Source organism: Shewanella sp. KCT, from assembly GCF_007636505.1.
Taxonomy (GTDB): domain Bacteria; phylum Pseudomonadota; class Gammaproteobacteria; order Enterobacterales; family Shewanellaceae; genus Shewanella; species Shewanella halotolerans.
Map to the genome: position 1 here is coordinate 121,304 of NZ_LVDJ01000002.1, position 23,896 is coordinate 145,199.

Sequence of the window (23,896 nt, forward strand, 5' to 3'; positions counted from 1 at the left end):
GTCAATTTCAGAAAATACAATAAGATGCCAAGCCCAACACGCTATTCCCTGCTCGCCTGCCTGCTCAGCCTTTTTGGCGTGAGCGCCATGGCCAGCGAGCCCAGCCTGGAGACACTGGCCGCGCCGCTTTATCAGCTGGAGCAGCAACTGAGCCGGCACGAACTGGATAACGGCTTGAGCCTCTATCTGCTGCCGCTGCCCAACAAGCAGAGCGTCGCCCTCTCCAGCCAGTTTGCGGTAGGCTCGCGCAACGAACTCGAGGGTGAGTCGGGCTACGCCCACCTGTTCGAGCATATGCTGTTCAAGGGCAGCGAAAATGCCCCGGGTGACAGCTATGGCCAGACCATGAGCGCCAACAGCGGCTATTTCAACGCCAGCACCTTCTTCGATGCCACCAACTACTATGTCAACCTCCCCAGTCAGGCGTTAGAGCTGGCACTCTGGCTCGAGTCGGACCGCTTCATCCGCCCCCAGCTCAGCGACGCAACGGTGCGCAATCAGCAACAAACGGTACTCGAAGAGATGGCCACCACCATAGACAACCAGCCCTATATCCGCCCGGCTATGACCTTTCTACTCAATCAGGTAAAAGACAGCCCCTATGGCCATGCGGTGATCGGCTCAGTTGACGATGTGTCGGCGGCTACGCCCGCCAGCCTGAATCGGTTTCACCATGACTTCTACCGCCCCGATGCTATGCAGCTGGCCATCGTCGGCGACTTGCCGCCACAAGCTCTATCTTGGGTAGATAAGTACTTCGGCAGTTGGCAGAAACCCAAGCGTCCCCTGGCACATTTCTCCCCGCTGGCCGTCGAGCGCCAGCCGGTGCGAGGCGAGATAGTCGATAGCCGTGGCCCCTGGCCCGGGCTGATGTTGGCCTGGCACACGGTAGGCGCCCTGCATCCCGATGCCGCCGCCATCACCCTGGTCGAAGATTATCTGCTGCAAAACCGTACCAGCATGCTGGAGCAGATGAACCTCAAGGCGCCGGACACCCTGCTGCATTACTCAGTCCCCCTCTCCATGGAGCATCTTGGCGTGATGAACCTGATCCTGGTGCCCAGAGCCAAGATCTCCCTCGACGATCTCAGCCAGCGCATCACTGGCATGGTGGATACTCTGGCAAGCCAGGGGGTAACGCCGCTCGAGCTCGATCAACTCAAACGCCGTTGGCTACTCACCCAGCTGAGCAAGCTAGACAATGATGTCAGCCTGGCCAATCTGCTCAGCGCCAGCCAACTAAGGGATAGAGAGCATCCCCTCACCGCTCCCTGGGAGCGCATTGCGGCGGTGACTCAAGAGGATATCAAACGGGTCACCCAGCACTATCTGAGCCCAGGGTATGTTCGCCTCGACCTGCTGCCCCCCTGGTATATTCGTTGGGGCAAGACGATATTAGAGTGGCTGCCCGAAGGCCTGTCCGATTCACTGGAGGAGAAGGTGCTATGAGAACCATAAGCTTACTCCTCATCTTCATTGGCTGCCTCTGGAGTGGAGGCTGCCAGCAGACCCGCTTAAGCTTCACCCAGGTTGAAGCGCCTAAGGTGCCGAGTTTTACCGCGCCGACCAATGCGCCGACGCTGGCGAAAAAAGAGTTTACGCCTTTGGCGCCGCCTGAGGTTATCTCGTTGTCAGACGAGCTAAGCCTGCATCTACTTCCCGGCACGCCCTCCCAGTTGGTGGGCATACACCTGCTAGCCGTGAGCCCGGATGCCCCCTATGAGAATCTCGATATTTTGCATACGGCGATGCAGCAGCTTAGCGTCAAGCTGGCCAACCAGCACGACCTGCCCTGTATCGAAGGACTGACCATACACCCCAGCATCCATGGTCTCAGACTCAGCCTAAAATGCCCGACATCAGCACTGGCGCAGGCAGTCGACATCTTGGCCCAAAGCTGGTCGTCAAACACCTACGGCCAGCTTGATCTGCCGAGACTCAAACGCCAGCTGGCCCTGGATAAACATATCAGAGCCTTTAATGGCAGCGAGATAGAAGAGGTCTGGGCCGACAAGATCCTCGGCAGCGCTCATCCCTACAATAAGGCCCTGAATAACAGGGAGCTACAGCAAAGCCTGGATAAGCCTCAGCTACTGGCTCTACTCAAACAAACCAAGGCACAGAGCCAATGGCATCTGTTGTTGGAGGGCGTCCCTCAGGTGGATGACAGCTTAAAGGAGCAACTTACCGCGAGCCTGAGCCGGCTGGGCGCTGCGCAGAGGCAGGAAGAGCGCTTCGTCGATACCTTTAGCCCCTATGACAAGCAGCTGTTTGTTATCGATGCGCCGGGCACGGTACAGACTCAGGTGCGGATCGGCTATCACCTGCCTATGGGACTAGCTGACCAAGAGGATTCGGCGTTTGCCTGCGAAGCCCTCAGTCGCTGGCTCGGACGTAGCTTCTCCGGGCGCCTCTACTTCGATCTCAGGGAGCAGAGGGGTCTAACCTATGGCATCTATGGCCGCTGCTTCAACAATCCTATGGCGCGCATCCTAAAATATTACGGCGCCACCCAACAGCAGCATACTGGCGCCTTTATTCGTGGCATCTTAGATCACCTGGCATTGGCAGCCGAAGCCCCGCCTTCAGAGGCGGAGCTTGCCGCGCTGAAGACCTCGCAGTTTAGCCAGATCGCCCTGCGCCAGGACGATCCTGGCCATCGCATCGAAGATTACTGCCAGGCCATTGCACGCCAAGCAGGCACCGACGCTATGGCAAAGCGACTCAAACACTGGCAAACGTTAACCCCAGAGGCGCTGCAAGCCTTGGCACAAGCACACTTTGCCCAAGAGCCTGTAATCGTCATCCGCGGCGATCTAGCACGTATCAGGCCGGATCTCGAAGAGAAGCTACCCGAGTGGCAGCTCAAGGTCACCTCGCTAGACTAACCTCATTCCAATGATCAGGCGCTAAAGATAAGGCGTTAAAGAGAGGGCGCTAAAATGAGGCGGCAAGCTGTCGCCTCTGTGCAGCTCATCTTCTACCCACATCTTCATCCCACATCAGGTGTCGTCTGACACAAAGGCACGGGACAAGCTATCCCCGATCACGAGTGCAGGGGGCTGATGCCTGCCCGAAAGGATATAAGTCACAAGTTCTCGCCTCTTGATATTAACTCCTTCTTATATAGAATATGAACAAATAAACGAGCGTTTAATAATTTAGTCATAATAAAGTCTTACGCTCGAAAAAAATAAACAAACCCTATTAGTAACAAAGTAGTACATTATAAATCTCATAAGGACGTGAAATGTATAATGGTGAATTATTTACCCTAAGCCGGTCGCCGAAAAATATTCAGCTGTTAAAGAATATTTCTGGGCTACTCAATTTAAAGGTAAATGCCAGCATTACGCCGCTAGCGGCCTGGCACAACCCGCAGAAAGTCCCCAAGATTCTGTTTCATTTCCTCAAAAACGTTCACGGCGAACTCGGTCAGATAGATCCTGAGCTCTTATCGGCAGGCAAACATATCGCCATCTGCGAAAACCTCTCGATGGATGATGAGTTAACCCTAATAAAACATGGGTTTAGCGGAGCCACCAAGGCATCCAGCCCAGCACACGCCATCATGCAGATGCTCGACAATGTGCTCGAGGGCAACCTGTTTTTTAGCCTGAGCGCCCTGTCGCACTATATTCAGACACAGCAAAAACCCGCTAAAGCCTCAGAGCAACATGCACTGTTTCAAGGGATCACCAAGAAAGAGAAAGAGGTGCTCTCTTTTATCTGTAAAGGCCTGAGTAACTCAGAAGCCGCAAATAAAATGAACGTTTCAATAAATACCATCAAGATGCATCTACAAAACATTTACAAAAAAACCGATTGTAAGAGCCGAGGACAACTCCTAGTTAAATATAATCAGATCATACACGGCAACAATAATATCCATGGATGGAAGATATACCGTGAAGATAACAATGAAGTAACGATTTTCAGTATTTGAAATCACTTAAGAGTATTTCACCAATATAATAGTTATTACAGAAGGCTGCGAAAACAGTATTGGTACACGTTTGATAAGGAGAGGTCACTCGATGGCATTGAATAAAGGAAAGAGATTTACATACTGGCAATTACCGATTTTTTGTAGCCTAGCGCTCGGAACTTCAGTCGCTACAGCTCAGACAGCCTTACCTATAGAAGTTTATGAGTTAAAACCACGTTGTGAGCAGATGATGCGCGACATACGTGATGAAAAAGTAGATGACATCATTAAGGGATATCACCCCATGATGCAACAGTGGCTAGATGGAAAAAGAGCGAGAAAATTGATTAGTCTCAGCATAAATGGCTATAAAAGAAAAGCTGACGGTGTCGAGTTATTAGATTTTCTCGTATTCAAACCTGAAAGCTCTGGTTTTCTTGAAATGAGTACAAATTTAAAAGGAAACTATCCCAACGCTAAGCGTGTCTTGAGCATTAACTACAGCTTTAAATTTAAAATGCGCAATGGTCAGGACCATATAGGAAGCGCAAGATGCGTGCTATTTGAAGAAAATGGCCAATGGTATTTCGAAGATGATTTACCCTTCTAAATTCGCACTTAAAATACCACTATATAAAGTTACCACTTGAGGGATTTTCACCAGTTCACTGGTTATCAAAGTTAAAGATGGCAATGGTGAAAATATGGCATCATGTAACACCGCCCCCACAAGCACTATGTCACGTATCAGCGCATTAAATGGAGATTAATATGAGATTAGTAGCGAGCCTTATAGCGATAAGTAGCATAATGCTGTTCAGTATTTCAGCGAGCGCCCTTGAGCGCTTCGCAGGCATTGAAGATGGTTCCGACGCTAATCTTAGAGCCGTTTGTCAAAACTATATGGTCAATGGTTTCTTAAAAAACAACCCTGAACTATTCTTTCATTTATCACCTAAATCAATGAAAAATGGAGAAAATACTTGAGAAAGATTGGCCAAAGGGACACCTAATACGCTTTGGGAACGAACCTCTATCTGAATATGAAATCTTTGAAATTAAAGATGAAATTGAAAATACAGAGTATAAAGGCCATAAAATCAAGCGGATCAGATTTAAATACAAGGCAGGCACTATGGAACGATATCGAAGAAGCGCTTGCTCTTTTAAACAAGATAATGATCAACGTTGGTACTTAAGCCAAAAACCTTAGCTCTCTAAAGCCCTATTCTTATTACAATATGGATTTTATTTTTATATCAAGCAAAAACAAAAGGGATTTATGAGCTATAAAATATACAAGCAAACCGATGAACAGATCATGCTGCAAGACACAGGCGGTGTTATAGACTTTATTTTTGATACTGTTTTAGCCGCCATAGGTGCTGGTATCATCTATTTAGGCTGGTTTGGCTACCAAGATACGGGCGAAATATTCATACCACTCATCGTTGTCCTAGTCGGTAGTTGTTTATTCTTCCCTGTGTTTAAGCGTAACCGGTTAACGATTGATGCGATCCGTAAAGAGGTGGTGAAAACAAAATCTTGGTTCGGTATTACTGCTGAAAAAGAGATTGTGACTAATAACAACTTATCTCTACTGGAAATGTCTGGCTTTACTAGCGGTGAATTTGCAGCATTTTTTGATAATAAAGAAGCGATCCTGCATCACTATGCGCTGAAGTTCTATAGCTATCCTGAGTGGCATCTGACCATCAGAAATCTCTCAACTATGATCAATGTCGTGATGTTTTTTGAAAAACACTTCAATACCGATTTGGCGCTAGTTATTCAGGATAGAAGACATAAATTTAGTACCAAGGGATTATTAAAAGACCATAAGCCGACTGCGCTTCCAAATGATGATTTAGTGCGAGAGTCTAGTTTTCAGCAGTTGACGCTTGGCGGCATGCCTGCTTCATCATTAAAATTCTGGTTATTTGCGGCGAATACTATAGGCATAGCATTTTTCATTGTGATATTTGTATTATTTTTTTCTGAGTCAATTTTTACGCCTTATGTATCCCTGCCTATTCAATACGCCTTATCAGTATTACTGATTGGCTTTTTTTCTTGGGTATTTTTTTACCGTTCATCTGGCGTAAAACTCAAGATTTACAATGACAAACTGATTGTTAAGCACGGTATATTAAAAAGAAAAACATATAAACTTGCAGATGTAATTGGCGTAGTCAACATGACTAGAAATACCTATCTAGTTACCCGACTTGGTGCTGAATGGTTGGCTTTTAAGTTACCAACAGAACACAGCTATGCTATTCATAGCTGGTTAGCCCCCTACCTGAAACCTTAACTATGGATAGTAATTGCAAAAATAGTAAATCGGGTAATATTGGAGGATTACCAGACTTCAACAGGCAAAAGGGCTCGGCAACTGTCACAGTTCCCCACAACTCCATTGCAATATGATTTAGAGAGGATTTAACCAGATGAACATACCATGGATGGCATTAGCATTAATGGGAACATTAGCGGTAACGCTAATATCAACCGATCTCCAGGCATCGACCGAGCAAAATTTCAGTGATGACCCCTTGGCTCAGCGCTGCATCAAGATGCTGGATATCTACGCCGCAGAGGACTTCGACGCCTATGTGGCAGAATTTCCCGAGCCCTGGCTAGGCATCTTCGGTGAAAAAACCTTGAGGAAACAGCTCGCCGATCGCCATGGTAAATATGTTAAAGAATACCAGGCTCAGCCTGACACCATAAAAATTAAGGCAGTAACGCCAGCCAAGGTTGCCAAAATCGAGCAAGAGAAGTTAGGTGCGCTAGAGGCCAAGGAGATCGACCTTTATATCGCCAATAACAAAGGCAACAGTAGCGCGACAGCTTGTAAATACCTACGCATAGGTGACAGCTGGTATTTCCGCTCGTTACGGCTATAGCCTTGAGTTAACAGCGATTATCTGAGATATTTTCAGCATCTTCTTGGGCAACTTGTTTGCCCTTTTTGATCTATTGCGCGGCAATCAGAGCATTGATGCTCGACACAAATGGTAAGAAAAAGGGACTTTTCATCGAGATGAACTCACTCAATCACCTACTGGAAAATCTAAAATGGTTCGATACCGTCTTCTTGAGCCAATACCTAGGGCTCGACAAGCAGAGCGAGAAAAAGCTCCCCATCTCGTTTAACTTCTTTGCCCTGCCGCTTAAGAAAGAGTTCCTAATCGCCACAAGTCTGCTCCCCTTCATCTTATTGGCACTGTTCATTCCTTCTGTCGACCCCAGGTTCGATTTTTTGCGCTTCCCAATATTGACCGTAATAGGCCTGCTGATTTACGCCATCATCCGTAAACGCCAGGTTAAAACACACCTGGGGATAGAGGCCGATAGCCAGGCAAATCAGCAGATCATCATTAGCCAGTCTGGCATCACCTTGCCCCCCTTTCTCACCAGCAACTCTGGGTCGTCACAAAAAATAAACCAAGATCAGATAGCCCAGCTGCAGTTCGACTGGCACAGCTACCAAAACAGTAACCAGATAGAGTGTAAGCGCGCCCACAGGCTCGTCATCAAGCTAAAGCGAGGAGAAAGCTATAGCTTATCCAGCATGGCCTATCCCCTCAGAAGCCTACTCTATCTGGCCATCTTCTTCGATTACCCTATCGTCATGAAGGAAAGCACGCCACCCAAGGAGCGACTAGGTAGCTTTCTCCTCGTCCTGGGGACAAGCGTCTTGCTGCTGAATCTATGGATGATTTTCATCAGCCCTTAACTTGACGCTGAAAGCGCATAGGCGGTGCATAACGATGATTTTTTTGCCGATTAAACCGCCAAAATACACCCGAAAGAATAATGTTTCCGGCCGATATTTTGCGATAGGATCGCTACGAATAAACCTAAAGGCTTATTTTAAGTGGTTGTGAATAAAGCATATTGATAGGCATTTTATCCTCAAAACCATTCAACCACTCAGGACTATTTCTTCCCATATAAAGGACTATATCAATGAAAATTGCTTCACTCTCTGCCCTGACCCTAGCCCTGTTATTGACCGCCTGCGCCTCAGATCCCGGCCCGCGCATGGCACTGGAAAAGACGGTCGAAGTCGATGGCACTGTACTCAAGTTTAACGGCAGCTACCACGACAAGAAGAACATCTTGATCCTTAGCGTCAACGGCGACCCTATCATGCAGGGCCGATTCCCCCCTTACACCCCAACCCAAAACCTTAAGGCTAACTACAAAGACTTTGCCGTCAAAAGCCACTGCTACTTCGGGTCTGTGCTGGGTAAGCAAGGCGGTGCCTTCGGCGCCATCGCGGGTATAGTTCAATCCTCTAAGAGCAGCACCGCAGATAAGTGCGAGCTCTATGTCAACGAAAAGCTAGTAGACAACCTCTACTTCTAAAGTTAATCGCCATGGCATAGGCAGGAGCGTCTATGCCATGGCGGCTCAATCGCAAGATCGACGCCCCTCAACGCTCGCCATCTGATAAGGCTAAGTCGTGTTATTTGATCAAGACCTTAGGATCCCCCAAAGCATCTCCAATTTCAGCAGCAAGGTGCTGCGCGCACTGGCGCTGACCTCGGCGCTGAGCTTAGTATCGATTAGCGGCCTAGCCTCTGCCGATACCGGCACAGGAACCGACAAAGATACCGACAGAGAAGCCATCAAACAGTTTCAACTCGAAACGATGCCACTGACCGAGCGTGCCCGTCAGCTGAGTCGCAAACACAAAGAGCAGATGGAAACTTTCTCTAACAAGCTTGACCAATACCAAGATGCCAAGCCACTACTGCAAGATGCCTTAATCGGTGAGATGGCACTCACCGCGGACAAGATGTTAACCCTGACCAATGAGTATCTGCCGCGCTATCGCGCCTTCCTCGCCCGAATCGACAAAAACTCCAGCTGTTATCAGCCCAAGCGACTCGAACAATTTCAGCAGACCAGAGACGAGGTACAAGACTACCTCAACCAGCTGCAAGGCCTGATTCAGACCCAGGATCAGGGGGAGGCTTACGCGGCGCTGATGGCGATAAATATCGGCCAAAGCCGCGCGGCCGTGCTGGTCAACCTGCTGGAGACCAGCAAGCTTTGCTATGTTACCCAGGCCATGCCGGCGGTTGCCCAGGATATCTTATTGCTCGAAGGACTCATGGCCGAGCGGCTTCCCGAAATAGTAGAGGCGGCCAACTTGTCGGCGTCCGAACCTGAAGGGCTAAGCCTTAACGAACCTATCCTTAACGAGCCTAGCCTTAACGAACCAAGGCTTAACAAACCAGAGCTAAACCAACCCACTCAAAACGGGTTCGAACCTAAAAGCGCGGATGCAAGCCGTTTAGACGCCAATGCAGCAGGTACAATCCTTGCTGATTCAAATACTAATGGCTCAAGTCCTGTAGACAGTGAAGCATTTAACCAACGAGAAGAGAATACGACGCCTAAGCTGCCCGGCCTGCAAGGTAACACGCTCGATGCCTGTATCGAGCAGCAGGTCTCGCAACTGGGGCTGACATCGGCACAGGCGCTTACAGTATTAAGCTGCCGCCTATCCAGCGACTCGGTCAGCCTAAAAGCCCTGAGCAAACTGTCTAACCTGGAGATGCTGAGCCTGCAGGGCGGCGTGCTGACCGACCTGTCGGCGCTGGCTGGCCTTAGCCATCTCAGTCTGCTTAACATAGAGCAGAGTCAAATCATCACCTTTGGTGACCTCAAGGCGCTTAAGGGCAACCTTAGCTTCAGCGAGGTCGATAGCCAAGACTGGCAGGCACTGGCAAACACTCAGGCCGAGTCGATCGCCATCATGTCGCCGACGCGCTGCGACGCCTTAAAACCATTAGCAAATCAGCCAAATGTTGCCTTGCTATACAAAGGCCTATCGCCACAGGCCATGGCCGACCTGATGCAACGCCAGGCATCTATACAGGGGCCTACCATAATGACGAATTGCCCGGCGCCTTAGCTGGTGCACGCAATATGACCAAGCAGATATTGATAAAACGACTTTCAGAAACTTAAAGGGAATTAAGATGAAACCCCAAACTCTCGCCTGCACACTCGCCTTATGTGGCGGCTTAGGCCTTAGTGGACTAGCACTGGCCAATGACCTCCCCTTTCAGCCCCTGCCGGAGGCTAAGCTCAACAAACAAGATGAGCGCCACTACACCCCTTTCGAGCTGGTGATAGGCGTCGACAAAAACACCTACCAGACGCAGACGGTTGCCGGTCAGCTAAAACGGGTCAACTACAAGCTGCCAAGCAGCTACCTGGCGTCCCACGCCGTCAACAACTACAAAGCGCAGCTCGAAAAGCTCGGCGGCACAATACTGTTCGAGTGTCAGGAGAAGGCCTGCGGCGATGACCACAAACTCTCAAAACAGATAGCGCCGCTCAACAATATCCCCAAGCAGACACCCGCGCTGCTAACCGCCAAGTTAGCGCTTGCCAAGAAACAGCTCTACCTATCTGTCTACAGCGCAAGTTGGATCCACGACACCGGCCTGCAGCTGGATATCATCGAAGTGATTGACGAGCCCCTGGATCTGCTTGCCACCAACCAGGCCTACTTAACAAGCGAGGTCAGCCAGAGCGAGTTTAAGGACAGAAGCAACAGGGACACCCAAAACTCAAAGGATCACCCCATGATCGCCAGGCTGCCCGGCGCCTTCATCCAAGAGTATCAGCAGCAGGGCTATACACAGACCTTGGTATTTGACGGTGTTGAACAGGGCCAACACAAGATTAAGACATTAGAGGGTAAGGTCACCGACATTGCCTACAATCTCCCCAGAGGCTATTCGGAGTTTGAAGTCGAGGCCAACTATAAGGCCGCGCTGGAAAAGCTTGGTTTTGTCCGAGGCTTTCACTGCCAGGGCTTAGCCTGTGGTAAGAAACAGCTCATCGAACGCCGGATCAAGACACTGATCCAAATAGGTCCAGATGACAACCAATATTACAGCCTATATCGACTCGATCGCCCCGAGGGCGTCGTGCATGCCATGGTGTATATTACAGGCTTTAGCGGCGGCCTGTGGGGCGAGATAAAGGTGGTGGAGGAGACCAAGCTCGTCGACGACAGAGTGGTCATCGATCTCGAGGGGCTCAAGGATAAGATCGCCCAACAAGGCCACGTGGCGCTGGATGGCCTGCTGTTCAAGTTCGACAGCGATCAGATGCTGCCCGAGGCCGAGGAAGTGATCACCACCCTAGCCACCTACCTCAAGAGCCATCCCAAGCAGCACTTCTATGTGGTGGGTCACACGGATGACCAAGGCAAACAGGGCTACAACAAGGGGCTGTCGGAGCAGCGCGCCAAGGCGGTGGTCGCCACCCTCACCCAATCTCATGGCATCAACAAGGCTCAGCTCAGCCCCATGGGCGTGGGCGAATATGTGCCTGTAGCCAACAACCTGGATGAGGCGGGCAGACAGCGTAATCGTCGCGTGGAGCTGGTATTGCGCTCAGACATGCAATAGTCCATCAAAACGGCGCCCTTGTGGGCGCTGTTTAATTCATAACATCTTGATATAATGACCGTCCGCTCACTACCTGGGTCATCTCATGTCGCGCTCTCCCCTCCAAGGTTTTCAACATCAACTCACCCAGGAGAAGTTTGTCGACGACCCGGCTCAGCAGCAGGCCATATTGCGCCTGGAAGCCCTCTATCAGGCCTTGCAAGCAACGCCTTCTGGCGCTCATAAGCCCGGCACTCTACATCCAAGTAAGCAGGCACCGATCAAGGGGCTCTATTTATGGGGCGACGTCGGTCGCGGCAAGACAATGCTGATGGATCTCTTCTGTCAGAGCCTGCCCGATGGGATGGCTCTCAGGCTGCATTTTCATCGCTTCATGGAGCGGGTTCATAAGGAGCTCAAGGCCGAGAGCGGCAAGCGCGATCCCCTAAGGCGCATCGCCGGCAGGCTCGCTCAGAGTTATCGAGTGATCTGCTTCGATGAGTTTTTCGTCAGCGACATAGGCGATGCCATGATACTGTCGGGCCTGTTTGAGGCCCTGTTTGATCAAGGGATCACTCTGGTCGCCACCTCCAATACCCCCATAGAGCGCCTCTATGAGAATGGGCTGGCAAGAGACAGGTTTCTGCCCTGCATCGCCCTGTTAGAAGCCCACACGGATGCCCTGCACCTGGATGGCGGCATGGATCACCGCCTGCGCCACCTAGACAAGGTACAGACCTATTTCCGGCAAGATGAGGGGGAGTTTGCCAGGCGTTTCGACGCCCTGGAGCCTGGCGGTGGCAGCGACACACAGCTGACCATCTTAGGCAGGGAAATAGCCGTTATTCGCCGCGGCACCTCGACCCTCTGGCTCGACTTCGACGCCCTGTGCGGAGGCCCACGCTCACAGCTCGACTATATCGCCATCGCCAGCCAGTTCGATACCCTGCTCCTAAGCCAGGTACCGCCCCTTGGCGGCACGCCGCGCAGCTGGATCCGCGCCAGGGGCACAGAAGATGGCGCTGCCGCTGTGGCCGCCGGTGAGCGCCAGCTCAACTACGCGCCCAACGATGATCCAGCCCGGCGCTTCATCGCCCTGGTGGACGAGCTCTACGATCAAGGAGTCAAACTTTACCTAGAGGCCAGTCTGCCGCTTGAGCAGCTCTACACCCCGGGCGCCCTGGCCTTCGAATTCAGACGCACCATGAGTCGCCTCATTGAGATGCAGTCGCGCCAATATCTGAACGCAAACCGCACCACAGGCGAGGCCTAAATCATGGCGACCCAGATGCAGGCGAGTCTGGATATCGGCTGGCTAGCACTTACGCTCTTCATGCTGGTACTGCTTGTGCCCCTGGGGATAGGCAGACTGTTTAATCTAAAACTGGGCGGCGAGATGCTGCTGGCCGCCGCGCGGATGACGGCGCAGCTATTGTTAGTCGGCTTCTACCTTAAGTTTCTCTTTAGTCTAGAGAGTCTCTGGGTCAATCTGCTCTGGCTGAGTGTCATGCTGCTTGTGGGCGCCAGCGCCATATTGGGCGGTGCCCGACTACCTAAGGCCAGGTTAATGTTGCCATTGCTCTTTAGCCTAAGCCTCAGCCTGCTGCCCCTGCTGGCACTGCTGCTATTGGCACTGCTGCAACCCACGCCTCTCTATCAGGCACAATATATGATCCCCCTGGCAGGCATGCTACTGGGTAACAGCCTCTCGGGGAATATTCTGGCGCTACAGCGTCTGTTTAACGCCTTCGAGGAGAAACAGGAAGACTATCAGGGGCGACTCGCCCTGGGCGCAACACCCTGGCAGGCGGCCTTTCCCTTCATACAAGGCGCGCTGCAACAGGCCCTCGCCCCCAGTATCGCTGCCATGGGCACCATGGGGCTGGTGACTCTGCCCGGCATGATGACAGGACAGATCCTCGGCGGCAGTGATCCCTTAGTCGCGGTGAAATATCAGGTGGTGATCATGCTGGCCATCTTGGTGATGCTGAGTCTGAGCGTCGCCAGCGCCCTCAGTCTGGCGGTACGCCAATGCCTGAATCACAGCGGTAAGCTACTGATTAAACGCGTCGATTCGCTCAAGAACTAGCACTAACGATACTTGGCTAGAATGTTCTCGTATTGGGTCTTGCCGTTGGCCTCTATGGTGGCCTTCACCTTGTCAATCCCCTGCTGCAGGCGACGACGCAGCTCGGGATCGCTATCCCGGCTAAAGGCGTAGTAGAGCTCGCTCACCTTGAGGGTAAAGACCACCTCAAACTCATCGGTGTCGACCCCCTCCTGTTTCATCAGGTAGCGACCCACCACCTCCTCATAGGCCCAGAGATCGACCCGTTGACGCCTGAGCATGTGCACCAAGGAAGTGGCCTCATGGGCGCGGCGCAACTGCTCACGGGCGATGCCGGCCGCCAGCAATGCCTGCTCGCCGATATCCTGGGCGATCACCCCTATGCTGTATTGATTGAGCTGAGCCTCATCGGTAATGCTAATCTTACGATCGGCACGGGCGAAGATCACGATACGGGTCGCCGAGATGGGGCCGACCCAGTCGAATAGCGGCTCGCGATAGGGAGTACGGGTGGTGGAGAAGAGCACGGTATTCTTGCCGGTGCGGGTCAGCTTATAGCCCCTGGCCCAGGGCACCAGCTGAATGCTATGGATGTCGAAACGACCGTCGACCCTGCGGGCCGCCGCGGCCAGCAGATCCACGGCGATCCCCTTTAGCTGATGGGATTCACGGTAATTATAGGGCGGGTAGGATTCGGTGTAATAGCTGAGCTGCGATAGCTTGTTCAGGGCCAATAGCTCGCCATTGCAGCTAAAAAATGCCACAACAGCGAGGATCAACGCCCGACATATAGCCACATGCCCACCCCATCAGTCACCGACCTAATTTGAGTGTAGCAGAAAGGCTATTGGCCGCTATTGAGCACCTGTTCGTAGATGGCCAGCACCCGCTGCACATGCAGATCAACACTCTCCTGAGTCAGATAAAGAGGCTTGCTCTACTGCCGTCGGCGCCGCACCACCAGCTCAATGATCGCCTTGGCAAGGAAGGTCAGATGGTCGCGAACCTACACATCCAGGAGCCCTAGACCAACTCTATTACCAGAAGACACAGGCCTTTGAGTCTTGCCGCGCCTGAGTCGACTCAGGCAGATGCGGCGCACCTTCTGGCCAAGTTAACGCTCCTGGTCACCCGGCTTAGATCCCCTGGCGACCAGTATTGAGAATTTGCACCGCGGCGGCCGTCTCGGCTTTCCAGTGTTCCAACTGGGCCTTGTCGTGAAATTCCCCATTGAGGATCAGGCCTTCTATCGTCATAGTTGCAGCAATATCGGCCAGGGGGTTGGCGCTTAGGATAAGCAGATCCGCCCGCTTACCATTGGCTATACTGCCATACTCCTGATCCAGCCCCATAAACTTGGCGCCATCCAAGGTAGCGGCGCGCAAAATGCGATCCGGACTCAAGCCCGCTTCCTGCCACAGTTGCAGCTCGTTGTGCAGGCCTTCGGCCGGATACACATAGGTATTCAATGCGGCCGAATCACTGCCGGCCAACAACATCACCCCTGCGGCCTCCAGACGGGGGGCCTGGTGTGCCTCATCCTGGAAACGCTGCTTGCGCGCCTGCCACTGCTCGGCGGTTTGTTCCCCCATGCGCTCGATGCGCCAGCGGTACTTATCGGTAAAGGCCGTGGTCAGGTAACGCAGGTAGTCATCCTGGCTGTGATCATTGGTATCCAGATTTGTCAGCTGATAGCCACCTATCAGGGTTGGGGTCACGGCCACCCCCTTGGCAGCCAGCATGCGGTAGCCCTGATCGGCCGTTTGCTGCTCGAAGCCCTCACGATAACGGATAGATGCCTCTTTGGCGGAGAGCTTGCCTGAGCGCACCTGAGCCGCGATAGTCGCTTCGTCCCGATGACCAAGGCGCAGCACATAAGACTCATGCTCTATGCTCGACAGTCCGGCATCGGCGGCTTCTTTGATGCTGACGCCATAGGGAATATGGCTGGAAATGCGATAACCACGGCGATGGCCCTCGGCCACGGTTTTCAGATAGAGCTCAGGGGTCATTGTATTTTCGGTGATCTTGATAAAGTCCACCTTCATTGCCGCCAGCTTGTCCATTCCCCGCTTCATGGCGGCCTCATCGCCCACTTCCATGTCGCCATTCCAGAGGGAGTCTATGCCTTCAAGCTTCTGCCCGGCCGAAAAAATCCGCGGGCCAATACGCTTGCCATCGGCAATCTGCTGACGCCACACCATGACTTCGGGGGCCAGATCGCTGGCCGCTTCCCGCACGGCGGTAATGCCGTAGGCAAGATAGAGTGGCAGCAAGATAGCATTATCTTCTACCAGCTCGCGGCCCTCAAAATGCACGTGCATGTCCCACAATGAGGGCAGCAGATACTGACCACCCAGATCCTGGCTACTGTCTGCCTCCATAGCTTCATTTGCCGGGGCTATCCGCACTATGCGGCCATCTTCAATCAGCAGCTGCCTGCCCTGCACCAACAGGCCCTGCTCCACATCGACCATTTGGAAATTGGTCAGTTTCAGGCTTTCGGCCTGAGAAGGGGCCATCAGCCCCATGGTCAGGCTTAGGGTTAATGCCAGGGGGTTAAGAGAAAGGGGCTTAAGTGTGCGCATGGCTATGAGTCCTTAAGGAATGCTCTTATTGTGGTTTCAGTCTAGGCGGCCAGGATTTGATTTAGAAATTAAATAAAGAAATAATCATCAGTGAATTTCCCACTGGTACTGCTTTATGCCCTCCCCAACAACTAAGCAACAGCTTCTGGCTCATCAGGAGTTACTGGATCCCCTACTGCTTCGAGCCTTCGTGGCCGTGGCCGATAGCGGCAGTTTTACCCGAGCGGCCGCCACCACCCACCTGACCCAATCCACTGTCAGTCAACAGCTTAAACGACTCGAACAACACCTAGGTTACCAAGTATTAAACCGTAAAGGGCGCTACGCGGTGCCAACAGCCGAAGGCGAACGGCTGCTGAGTTACGCCAGAAACATACTGAGTCTGATGGCCGAGGCCGGTAGTAAGCCCCAAAATCGGCCCTTGTTACGGCTCGGAGTTGCCGAAGATTTTGCCGGGGCGGCTCTGATGCCAGTACTGGTCAGGCTCAGGGAGCAATACCCGAATGTAAAACTGGAAGTCCAATCCGGCCTAAGCAAGCCGCTGTATCAGGCCTTTCGAGAAGGCAAGCTGGATATAGCGCTGATTAAACAGCGTCAGGGTGAGCAGGAGGCCTGGGGCTTGTGGCCCGAGCATTTATCCTGGCTGGCGGCCAACCACTGGCAGGCCAAGACAGATGGCAGCCCCTTGCCCCTGGTGACCTTTCCAGTGGGGGGCTTGTATCGCAATGAAATGGCGCAGTTACTGGATGAATCCCGCATTCAATGGCAGCAGGTTTACAGCAGCAACTCTCTCGAAGGGGTACTCTGCGCCGTGGCGGCGGGGCTTGGGATAAGCCTGCTACCTAGCCGTTTTATCAGGGCCAATGAGCACCAGATTATAAGCGAGCTGCCTCCGGCAATGGCCATGGAGCTGGCACTGCATCTGGCTCCGGGGGCAGGGGCCGAGCTGCAACAACTCGCCCGAGAAATAGGCCGATTTTGCGATGCGCTGATCACGGCCTAGCGCTTATACCCGAGGTTTTAGCGCACCTTAACGCAATGTTCCGGACGCGAATGCTACTCGCTGCTTGCTTCCGGAGCGTCGCCACCCAGAATGGCGGTGTAAATCGCGCACACCCGATCGGCATGCACCTCGACCTGCTCAACCACCAGCTGACCCACCTGACCTGCAAGGGTAAGCCTGTGATTCTCGTCGCGCAGGTAGCAATAGGCCTGGGTCAGGTGTTGGGCGCTCAGGTGGGGCAAGAGTTCCAACTCAGACAGCACCTCGAAGATGCGCACATTATCGGACCAGATCGCCAGCTCGGGATGATCATGGGTGTTGGCCAGCACCAGATACTGGGCAATAAACTCGATGTCGGCGATCCCGCCCGGGCTCTGTTTCAGATCGAAGCAGCCCTCATCGACTTTGAGCAGATGGGTGCGCATCTTCTGGCGCATCTCACGCACCTCCTTGGCCAGCTCAGCCTTGTCCCGCTCCATGGCGAGCACGTCGGCCCTCAGCTCGCTGAAGCGGGCGGCCAGGCGATTATCGCCAAACAGGAAGCGGGCACGCACCAGCGCCTGATGCTCCCAGGTCCAGGCTTCTTCGCGCTGATAGCTACCGAAGTATTCGATCTCACTCACCAAGAGGCCAGAGGCGCCCGAGGGGCGCAGGCGCATATCTACCTCGTAGAGTTCCCCCGAGGTGGTGCGGGTAGAGAAGAGGTGCAAGATCCGCTGGGCCAGCTTGAGATAGAAGTGGCCAATATCTATGGGGCGATCGCCGTTGGTCTGCTGCGCCTCAGGATACTTGTTGCGGGTATAGTTGTGCAGAAACACCAGGTCCAGATCCGAGCCGTAACCCAGCTCCAGGCCCCCCGCCTTGCCGTAGCCTATCACCGCAAAGCCCATCTCTTCAGGTGCCAAATAAGGCGGCGTTCCGTGGCGTTTGCTCACCTGCTGCCAGGCCTGCAGCACCACCTGCTCTATGATCGCCTCGGCCAGGAAGGTCAGATGGTCACTCACCTGCATCACAGGCAGCACGCCGGTCACATCGGCGGCGGCAATCTTCAGCTGCTGCGACAACTTAAACTGACGCAGGGCCTCCATCTGCTGTTCCATATCCTCCTCGGGCACCCGCAGCAGGTATTGGCGCAGCTCGCTGGGATAATCATCCAGCGAGGTAGTGTCATAAAGCTGGGCCGGGTCGATCAACTCGTCCAGCAACATAGGGAACTTGGCCAGCTGCTCGCCAATCCAGGGACTGGCCATGCACAGGCTCACCAGCTGCTGACGGGCACCTGGATTTTCGAACAGCAGCTCGAGGTAAGTGGTACGGGTGAGGATCTGATCCAGCACCTTAGACACAGGCAGGAAGGCCTTGGTAGGCGTCGGCAGCTGAATAAACTCCTGCAGCAGCCAGGGCATTAATTTATCGAGTGTCTCTCTACCACGTGGGCCTATGGTGCGTTTAGCTACTGTGCCACGCCAGCTCTTCAAGGCGGGCCAGAGCTCGATCTCCTCGACGCCATGCTCCCTGAGCAGGGCCTCGGCGTCTTCATCCTCAACCAGGCTCCACAGCTGGGCGGTCCACTGCTCGGCCACCTCGTCGCTCTCCTGACCGCCCACCGTCTCCTTAAAGTAACGATGTATCTTGGCCATCGCCGATTCGATATGGGTACGCAGCTCGGCCTCCCCCGCCATGCCCAAGGCGAAACAGAGACGCTGCCAGTCCAGCAGGTGTTGTGGCAGAGTCTGGGTCTGCTGATCGCCTATGGCCTGCAGCAGGTTTTCCACCCTGCGCAGCATGAGGTAGCTCTGCTTGAGCTCATCGACCGCCAGGTATTCCAACTGCCCCAGCTTATAGAGGGTGTCTATGGCGCCAAACAGGCTCTGCTGACGCAGCGCCGGCTCACGTCCGCCACGGATCAGCTGAAAGCTCTGCACCACGAACTCGACCTCGCGAATGCCACCGGCCCCCAGCTTGATATTGTCGGTCAGGCGGCGGCGTCTCACCTCCTGGGTGATCAACTGCTTCATCTTGCGCAGTGATTCGATGGCCGAAAAATCGATATAGCGGCGATAGACGAAGGGGCGCAGCATGTCGTGTAGCTCATCGCTGTAGGCGCTCCAGGGGCCCAGGGCGCGGGCCTTGACCATGGCGTAGCGCTCCCAGTCCCTGCCCTGTTCCTGATAATAGTCTTCAAGGCCGCTGAAGCTAACCACCAGCGGGCCACTCTCGCCGTAGGGACGCAGGCGCATGTCGACCCGGTAGACGAAGCCGTCGACCGTCACCTGATTGAGCAGGTTAACCAGGCGCTGACCCATGCGGATAAAGAACTGCTGATTGTCCTGACTGCGACGACCGCCTTGAGTCTCACCGTGTTCGGGGAAGGTAAAGATAAGGTCGATATCGGAAGAGAAGTTGAGCTCGCGGCCACCCAGCTTGCCCATACCCAAGATCATCAAGGGCTGGGGATTGCCCTCGCTGTCGCAAGGGGTGCCATACTGCTGGCACATCTGGCCATAGAGCCAATCGCGGGCGGCGATGATCAGTGCCTCGGCAAGGGCCGAGAGATCCAGCAGGGAGTCGTTAAGCTCGGCGTAGCCTAAGAAGTCCCGCCAGGCGAGACGCACCATCTGACGGTTACGGTAGCGGCGCAGTATCGCCTTGACCTGCTCCTCGTCGTTGGCCCCTGCCAGGATGGAATGCAGCTCAGCGCTGAAACTGTCGCGGGCCAGCATACTCAGTTGCCCCTCGAACAGAGAGACTATCCAGTTGGGGTGGCGGCACAGCTGCTCGGCGACAAAGTCGCTGAGGCCGAAGATGGTTTTCAGCTCTTTGGTCTGCTCCGGGGTGAGCTGCTCGGAGATATCCGGCCAGGCCTCGGCGAGGCGTTGCCAATGCTGCTCGGCAACCTGATTGACTTCATGGGGTAACGCTTGCTCACTCATGTTTTCCATCGCCAGAAAAATCCTTCAGCCTTAAACGGTCGACATATTATGTCATCAATGCTATAGATAAGCTGTTTATGCAACCAAGCGGTAATCATCTTGGCATAAAATTGTCATCCAAATTACTCATCCATATTATCAGGGAGAGTAAAGATGGCTTTTTATCCTGCACTACAGGTTACTATAACCCAGCTTATCGCTATATTATGCAAAGAAGTCGCAGACTGATCACTCATTTATCGGTCTCAATCTCAACTAAATTTATGGAGAAAACATGGCAGTGATGCTAATGCGTGTTCTCGCGCTGACCCTGGTCTTCGCCCTGGCGGGATGCGGCGACGACAGGCCAGAGAAGATCGCCAAGTTTCAACAGCTAGCCCAGGCAAGGGTCGATACCCTAGGCCAGATGCTGGATAACGGCGAGGTGCGCAACGCCAACCTACTCAAGCAGTATGCCGATATCCTCGCATCAACCAAGCCAGACGTCGCCCCCCTGTTGCAGGAGCTGTCTAAAGACGCCAGCAGCCAGGGCCCCATGTATGCCTCGCTCAAGAGACGTCTACAGGAGCTGGGCAACGAGAGCAATTTCGTCGATCTCGACCAGCAGCTCGACGAGGCGGAAAACCTCTATCAGGCGGCCGATCCCAGCCTGTTTAACGACATGCTGTCTGACCCGGTTAACGTGGTCGCCGACATGTCAGGTGGCGCCCTCGCCAGGGTAAATGCCATCAGCCGTGAGGCTGATATTCTCGCCAATGGCGGCGAAGACTTTGGCGCAGGCAGCCAGTTGGTTGGCAACCCGGCCTACGGCAGCTGGCAGACTGGCAGCAACGGCATGTCCTTCTGGGCCTGGTATGGCATGTACTCCATGTTTTCCAACCTGGTACGCGGCCCCATCTACTATGACAGATGGTCGAGCCGCCGCAACTACAGCTACTACAACGACGTGGGCCGCTATCGCTACACCTCGCCCAAACAGGCTCGCGCCCAGAATCAGACCTTCGAGCGCACCAAGAAGCAGTTCAACCGTCAGGGTAAGCAATTCGACAGCCCCTACGCCAAGTCTCGCTCTGGCTCCACCAGCCTGTCGCGTCAAAGCGCCTCGACGCCTAAGGCCAGCACCACAGGACGGGCAACCGGCGGCAGCAAGTTCCGCTCAAACTACTCTAAGAACAGTAACTTCAGAAACTCTAGCAGTCGTACGACGCGCAGTGTTCGTCGGGGCAAATAAAGGATATTAAGATGACATTTTTTCAACACTACGGTCTGACCCAGGAACTGGCGATCATCTTGGCCATAGATCTGACTATCGCCATCGTCTTGCTCACGGCCATGCGTTACCTGCAAGGCTGGACCGTCAAGGTCAACAGCACCCATGAGTTATCCGAGCGGGATAACTTCGCCTTCGGCATCAGCACCGCCGGTGCCATAGCAGGCCTTGGTATCGTACTCACCGGCGCCATCACGGGCGAGGCGGCCCAGTCTTATCTCATCGAGGCCATCGGCATGAGCGCCTACGGCATCTTTGGCCTGATTCTGATCAAACTCGGTCGCTTTCTGCATGACAAGGTGGCACTGAACGAGATAGATAAGAACGCCATGATCTTAAAAGGCAATATCTCTGTCGCCATAGTGGATGCCACCGCCGCCATCGCCACCGCCATCATCATACGTTCCGTACTGCTGTGGGCCGAAGATCTGACCCTGGATACCTTTATCGCCATCTTCAGCGCCTTTTCCATCTCACAGCTGATGTTGGTGCTACTGACCCGTCTGCGCGAGCGCAGCTATGCCAAACGCCACAATGACAGCTCGATGCAAGAGGCGCTGGCCAAGGGGCATATCGCGGTGGCGATTCGTCACAGCGGCTATATGCTCGCCATGGCACTGAGCTTCAACGCCGCCAGCCACTTCATCGTCTTCATGCCGACCGCCTATGTCACCAACATACTCGGCTGGCTGATCTTCTCGGTGATCATGCTGCTCGCCCTCTCACTGCTACTGGCCCTGGTGAAGAAACTGGTACTGGCCAATATCAACCTGAAAGCAGAGGTCGAAGAGCAGCACAACATAGGTATCGCCACCGTCGAGCTGGCCATCAGCGTGGCCATCGCCCTGATCCTCACCAGCCTGATGGCCTAAGACGCTACCCTGAATGCAATCGACACACACCACAACGCCTGCTCCTGCAGGCGTTAAATCATTAAGCTGGCTCGACGATCTCCTGCTGCTGGGGATCATGGCGGTACTGGCCGCCTGTGGCCTCATCTACGAATACCTGCTGTCCCACTATGCGGGGCGGATCCTCGGGGCCCTGGAAGCCGCCATCTACACTATGATCGGCTTGATGATCGTCTCCATGGGCGTCGGCGCCTTCGCCGCGCGCAAGATCCGCTGCGCCTTCACCGGCTTCGCCATGCTGGAGTTGTGCGTCGCCCTCTGTGGTGCCCTGGCGATTCTGATCACCGCCGCCGTTATCGGCTTCGGCCAACAGCTGCCCATCATCATCGCCAGTACCATAGGCTTACCGCCGGATCAGTTGCCCCAGGGCGGCTTTATCGGCACGCTGCAGAAGCTGAGCGAATACCTGCCCTACGCCTGGGGCGTATTGCTTGGCCTGATGATCGGCATGGAAATTCCCCTGATCGCCCGGGTACGTCAGTCCCTGTGTGACGAGCACCTAATGCATAACGCTGGCACCATCTATGGCGCCGACTATATAGGTGCCGGCGTCGGCGCCGCCATCTGGGTGATCTTCATGTTGGCCCTGGATATCCAGCTGGCCGCGGCGCTCACCGCCAGCTTCAACCTGCTGGCGGGTTTCCTGTTTATCTGGCGCTTCTGGTCCAAGATCCGCTTTAACCGACTGTTGTTGGCAGGCCACCTGATCGCCACAGGGATATTGCTGGTACTGGCCATTCATGGCCCTAAGTGGGATCAGGACTTCAATAACCTGCTCTACAAGGACAAGGTGGTCTACGCCAAGGCGACCCGTTTTCAGCAGCTCACCTTTACCGAGCGACTGCGGGGCAATCACCTACCGCCTGTCTACTCTCTGTATATCAATGGCCGCCTGCAGTTCTCCAGCCAGGATGAGCATATCTATCATGCCTTTTTGGTACATCCGACGCTGGCCGCCAGTGCCCGTCACGACAAGGTGTTGATCATAGGCGGCGGCGACGGACTTGGACTGAGGCAGGTGCTCAAGTGGCAACCCAAGCAGGTCACCCTGATGGATCTCGACGCGGATCTGGTAAGGCTGTTCAAGGAAGGCGATCCAGAGATGCCACCACGACTATCAAACGCGCTGCTAAAGCTTAATGGCGATGCCTTTAACGATGAGCGGGTCGAGCTGCTGATAGACGATGCCTTTAACGGCGCGGATAAGCTTATAAGACGCGGCGAGAAGTTTGACGCCATAATCGTGGATCTGCCGGATCCCAGCCATCCGGATCTCAACAAGCTCTATTCGGATCTCTTCTATCGCAAGCTCAAGGAGCTACTGAGTAGCGACGGGGCAATCTCAGTGCAGTCGACCTCCCCCTATCACGCCGCCAAGGCCTTCATCTCGGTCGGCAAGACGCTGCAAGCTGCAGGCTTTCAAGTAGAGCAGTATCACCATAACGTGCCCAGTTTCGGCGAATGGGGCTGGAGCATAGGCACGCTTAGGGGACAGGATGCCAAACAGCGACTGTCGACAATGACAGAGTTGCCGGTCGATGACCCTTGGCTCACGCCTGGGCTTATCAGGGCCGCATTTGAATTTCCTAAAAATTATTATGAACATGCAGACCAGGTGAAGGTCAACGATATAGGCTCAATGCATCTGTATCGCTACCATCAGCGCGCCTGGTCAGAGGATGAAAACCTGACGCTCGACTGAAGGTAAAAATGGAACACAAAATAGCGCTTGACATATTATGTCTCAGTGCTATCTTTAATCGCAGAC

20 protein-coding genes are annotated in these 23,896 nt (G+C 53.8%); 17 read left to right on the forward strand and 3 right to left on the reverse strand.

What is annotated here, in order from left to right; all coding sequences use genetic code 11:
- Nucleotides 1–24 precede the first annotated feature (24 nt).
- The 13 genes from AYI87_RS03390 to AYI87_RS03450 all read left to right on the forward strand — a co-directional run bounded on the left by AYI87_RS03390 (nt 25) and on the right by AYI87_RS03450 (nt 13,444).
- Nucleotides 25–1,449 (forward strand): M16 family metallopeptidase, encoded by a 1,425-nt coding sequence (locus tag AYI87_RS03390; RefSeq protein ID WP_144199617.1) that lies wholly within the window; start codon nt 25–27, stop codon nt 1,447–1,449.
- Complete coding sequence (locus AYI87_RS03395) at nt 1,446–2,888, forward strand: M16 family metallopeptidase (protein ID WP_144199619.1); 1,443 nt, start codon at nt 1,446–1,448, stop codon at nt 2,886–2,888. The genes AYI87_RS03390 and AYI87_RS03395 overlap by 4 nt, the downstream gene beginning before the upstream one ends.
- Nucleotides 2,889–3,250: 362 nt before the next feature.
- Nucleotides 3,251–3,946, forward strand: a complete 696-nt coding sequence (locus AYI87_RS03400; protein WP_144199621.1) for a response regulator transcription factor — start codon at nt 3,251–3,253, stop codon at nt 3,944–3,946.
- 91 nt (nt 3,947–4,037) lie between these two features.
- The gene (locus AYI87_RS03405; protein WP_144199622.1) at nt 4,038–4,538 is read left to right on the forward strand and encodes a hypothetical protein; all 501 of its coding nucleotides are present in this window, start codon (nt 4,038–4,040) and stop codon (nt 4,536–4,538) included.
- Nucleotides 4,539–4,699: 161 nt separating this feature from the next.
- Complete coding sequence (locus tag AYI87_RS03410) at nt 4,700–4,915, forward strand: hypothetical protein (RefSeq protein WP_144199624.1); 216 nt, start codon at nt 4,700–4,702, stop codon at nt 4,913–4,915.
- Between the two features lie 295 nt (nt 4,916–5,210).
- The gene (locus tag AYI87_RS03415; protein WP_144199626.1) at nt 5,211–6,242 is read left to right on the forward strand and encodes a hypothetical protein; all 1,032 of its coding nucleotides are present in this window, start codon (nt 5,211–5,213) and stop codon (nt 6,240–6,242) included.
- 136 nt (nt 6,243–6,378) lie between these two features.
- On the forward strand, nt 6,379–6,837 hold the full coding sequence (locus AYI87_RS03420; protein WP_144199628.1) for a hypothetical protein: 459 nt from the start codon (nt 6,379–6,381) through the stop codon (nt 6,835–6,837).
- A 137-nt stretch (nt 6,838–6,974) separates the two neighbouring features.
- Nucleotides 6,975–7,670: a hypothetical protein gene (locus tag AYI87_RS03425; RefSeq protein ID WP_144199630.1), complete on the forward strand. Its 696-nt coding sequence runs from the start codon at nt 6,975–6,977 to the stop codon at nt 7,668–7,670.
- Between the two features lie 233 nt (nt 7,671–7,903).
- The gene (locus tag AYI87_RS03430; protein WP_011864440.1) at nt 7,904–8,305 is read left to right on the forward strand and encodes a hypothetical protein; all 402 of its coding nucleotides are present in this window, start codon (nt 7,904–7,906) and stop codon (nt 8,303–8,305) included.
- 97 nt (nt 8,306–8,402) lie between these two features.
- Nucleotides 8,403–9,863 carry a hypothetical protein gene (locus tag AYI87_RS03435; RefSeq protein WP_144199632.1) on the forward strand — a complete coding sequence of 487 codons (1,461 nt, stop codon included), beginning with the start codon at nt 8,403–8,405 and terminating at the stop codon, nt 9,861–9,863.
- Between the two features lie 67 nt (nt 9,864–9,930).
- Nucleotides 9,931–11,376 (forward strand): OmpA family protein, encoded by a 1,446-nt coding sequence (locus AYI87_RS03440; protein WP_144199634.1) that lies wholly within the window; start codon nt 9,931–9,933, stop codon nt 11,374–11,376.
- Nucleotides 11,377–11,461: 85 nt separating this feature from the next.
- On the forward strand, nt 11,462–12,628 hold the full coding sequence (zapE, locus tag AYI87_RS03445; RefSeq protein ID WP_144199636.1) for a cell division protein ZapE: 1,167 nt from the start codon (nt 11,462–11,464) through the stop codon (nt 12,626–12,628).
- A 3-nt stretch (nt 12,629–12,631) separates the two neighbouring features.
- Entirely contained in the window at nt 12,632–13,444 is an 813-nt protein-coding gene (locus AYI87_RS03450) for an ABC transporter permease (RefSeq protein WP_260865062.1), read from the forward strand.
- 2 nt (nt 13,445–13,446) lie between these two features.
- On the opposite strand, the gene AYI87_RS03455 is transcribed toward AYI87_RS03450, so the two are convergent.
- Nucleotides 13,447–14,157: a substrate-binding periplasmic protein gene (locus AYI87_RS03455; RefSeq protein WP_260865063.1), complete on the reverse strand. Its 711-nt coding sequence runs from the start codon at nt 14,155–14,157 to the stop codon at nt 13,447–13,449.
- Nucleotides 14,158–14,559: 402 nt separating this feature from the next.
- The gene (locus AYI87_RS03460; RefSeq protein WP_144199640.1) at nt 14,560–16,011 is read right to left on the reverse strand and encodes an amidohydrolase family protein; all 1,452 of its coding nucleotides are present in this window, start codon (nt 16,009–16,011) and stop codon (nt 14,560–14,562) included.
- Nucleotides 16,012–16,126: 115 nt separating this feature from the next.
- On the opposite strand from AYI87_RS03460, the gene AYI87_RS03465 reads away from it, so the two are divergent.
- On the forward strand, nt 16,127–17,014 hold the full coding sequence (locus tag AYI87_RS03465; RefSeq protein WP_144199642.1) for a LysR family transcriptional regulator: 888 nt from the start codon (nt 16,127–16,129) through the stop codon (nt 17,012–17,014).
- A gap of 53 nt (nt 17,015–17,067) precedes the next feature.
- Here AYI87_RS03465 and glnE read toward each other — a convergent pair whose 3' ends face one another.
- The gene (gene glnE / locus AYI87_RS03470; RefSeq protein WP_409928957.1) at nt 17,068–19,956 is read right to left on the reverse strand and encodes a bifunctional [glutamate--ammonia ligase]-adenylyl-L-tyrosine phosphorylase/[glutamate--ammonia-ligase] adenylyltransferase; all 2,889 of its coding nucleotides are present in this window, start codon (nt 19,954–19,956) and stop codon (nt 17,068–17,070) included.
- A gap of 265 nt (nt 19,957–20,221) precedes the next feature.
- On the opposite strand from glnE, the gene AYI87_RS03475 reads away from it, so the two are divergent.
- The 3 genes from AYI87_RS03475 to AYI87_RS03485 are packed head-to-tail and all read left to right on the forward strand — an operon-like array spanning nt 20,222 to nt 23,830.
- A complete protein-coding gene (locus AYI87_RS03475) occupies nt 20,222–21,178 on the forward strand; it encodes a hypothetical protein (protein WP_144199646.1) in 957 nt (318 codons plus the stop codon).
- Nucleotides 21,179–21,189: 11 nt separating this feature from the next.
- Nucleotides 21,190–22,089, forward strand: coding sequence for a DUF350 domain-containing protein (locus AYI87_RS03480; RefSeq protein ID WP_144199648.1), 900 nt, complete (start codon nt 21,190–21,192; stop codon nt 22,087–22,089).
- A 13-nt stretch (nt 22,090–22,102) separates the two neighbouring features.
- Nucleotides 22,103–23,830: a polyamine aminopropyltransferase gene (locus AYI87_RS03485; protein ID WP_144199650.1), complete on the forward strand. Its 1,728-nt coding sequence runs from the start codon at nt 22,103–22,105 to the stop codon at nt 23,828–23,830.
- Nucleotides 23,831–23,896 lie beyond the last annotated feature (66 nt).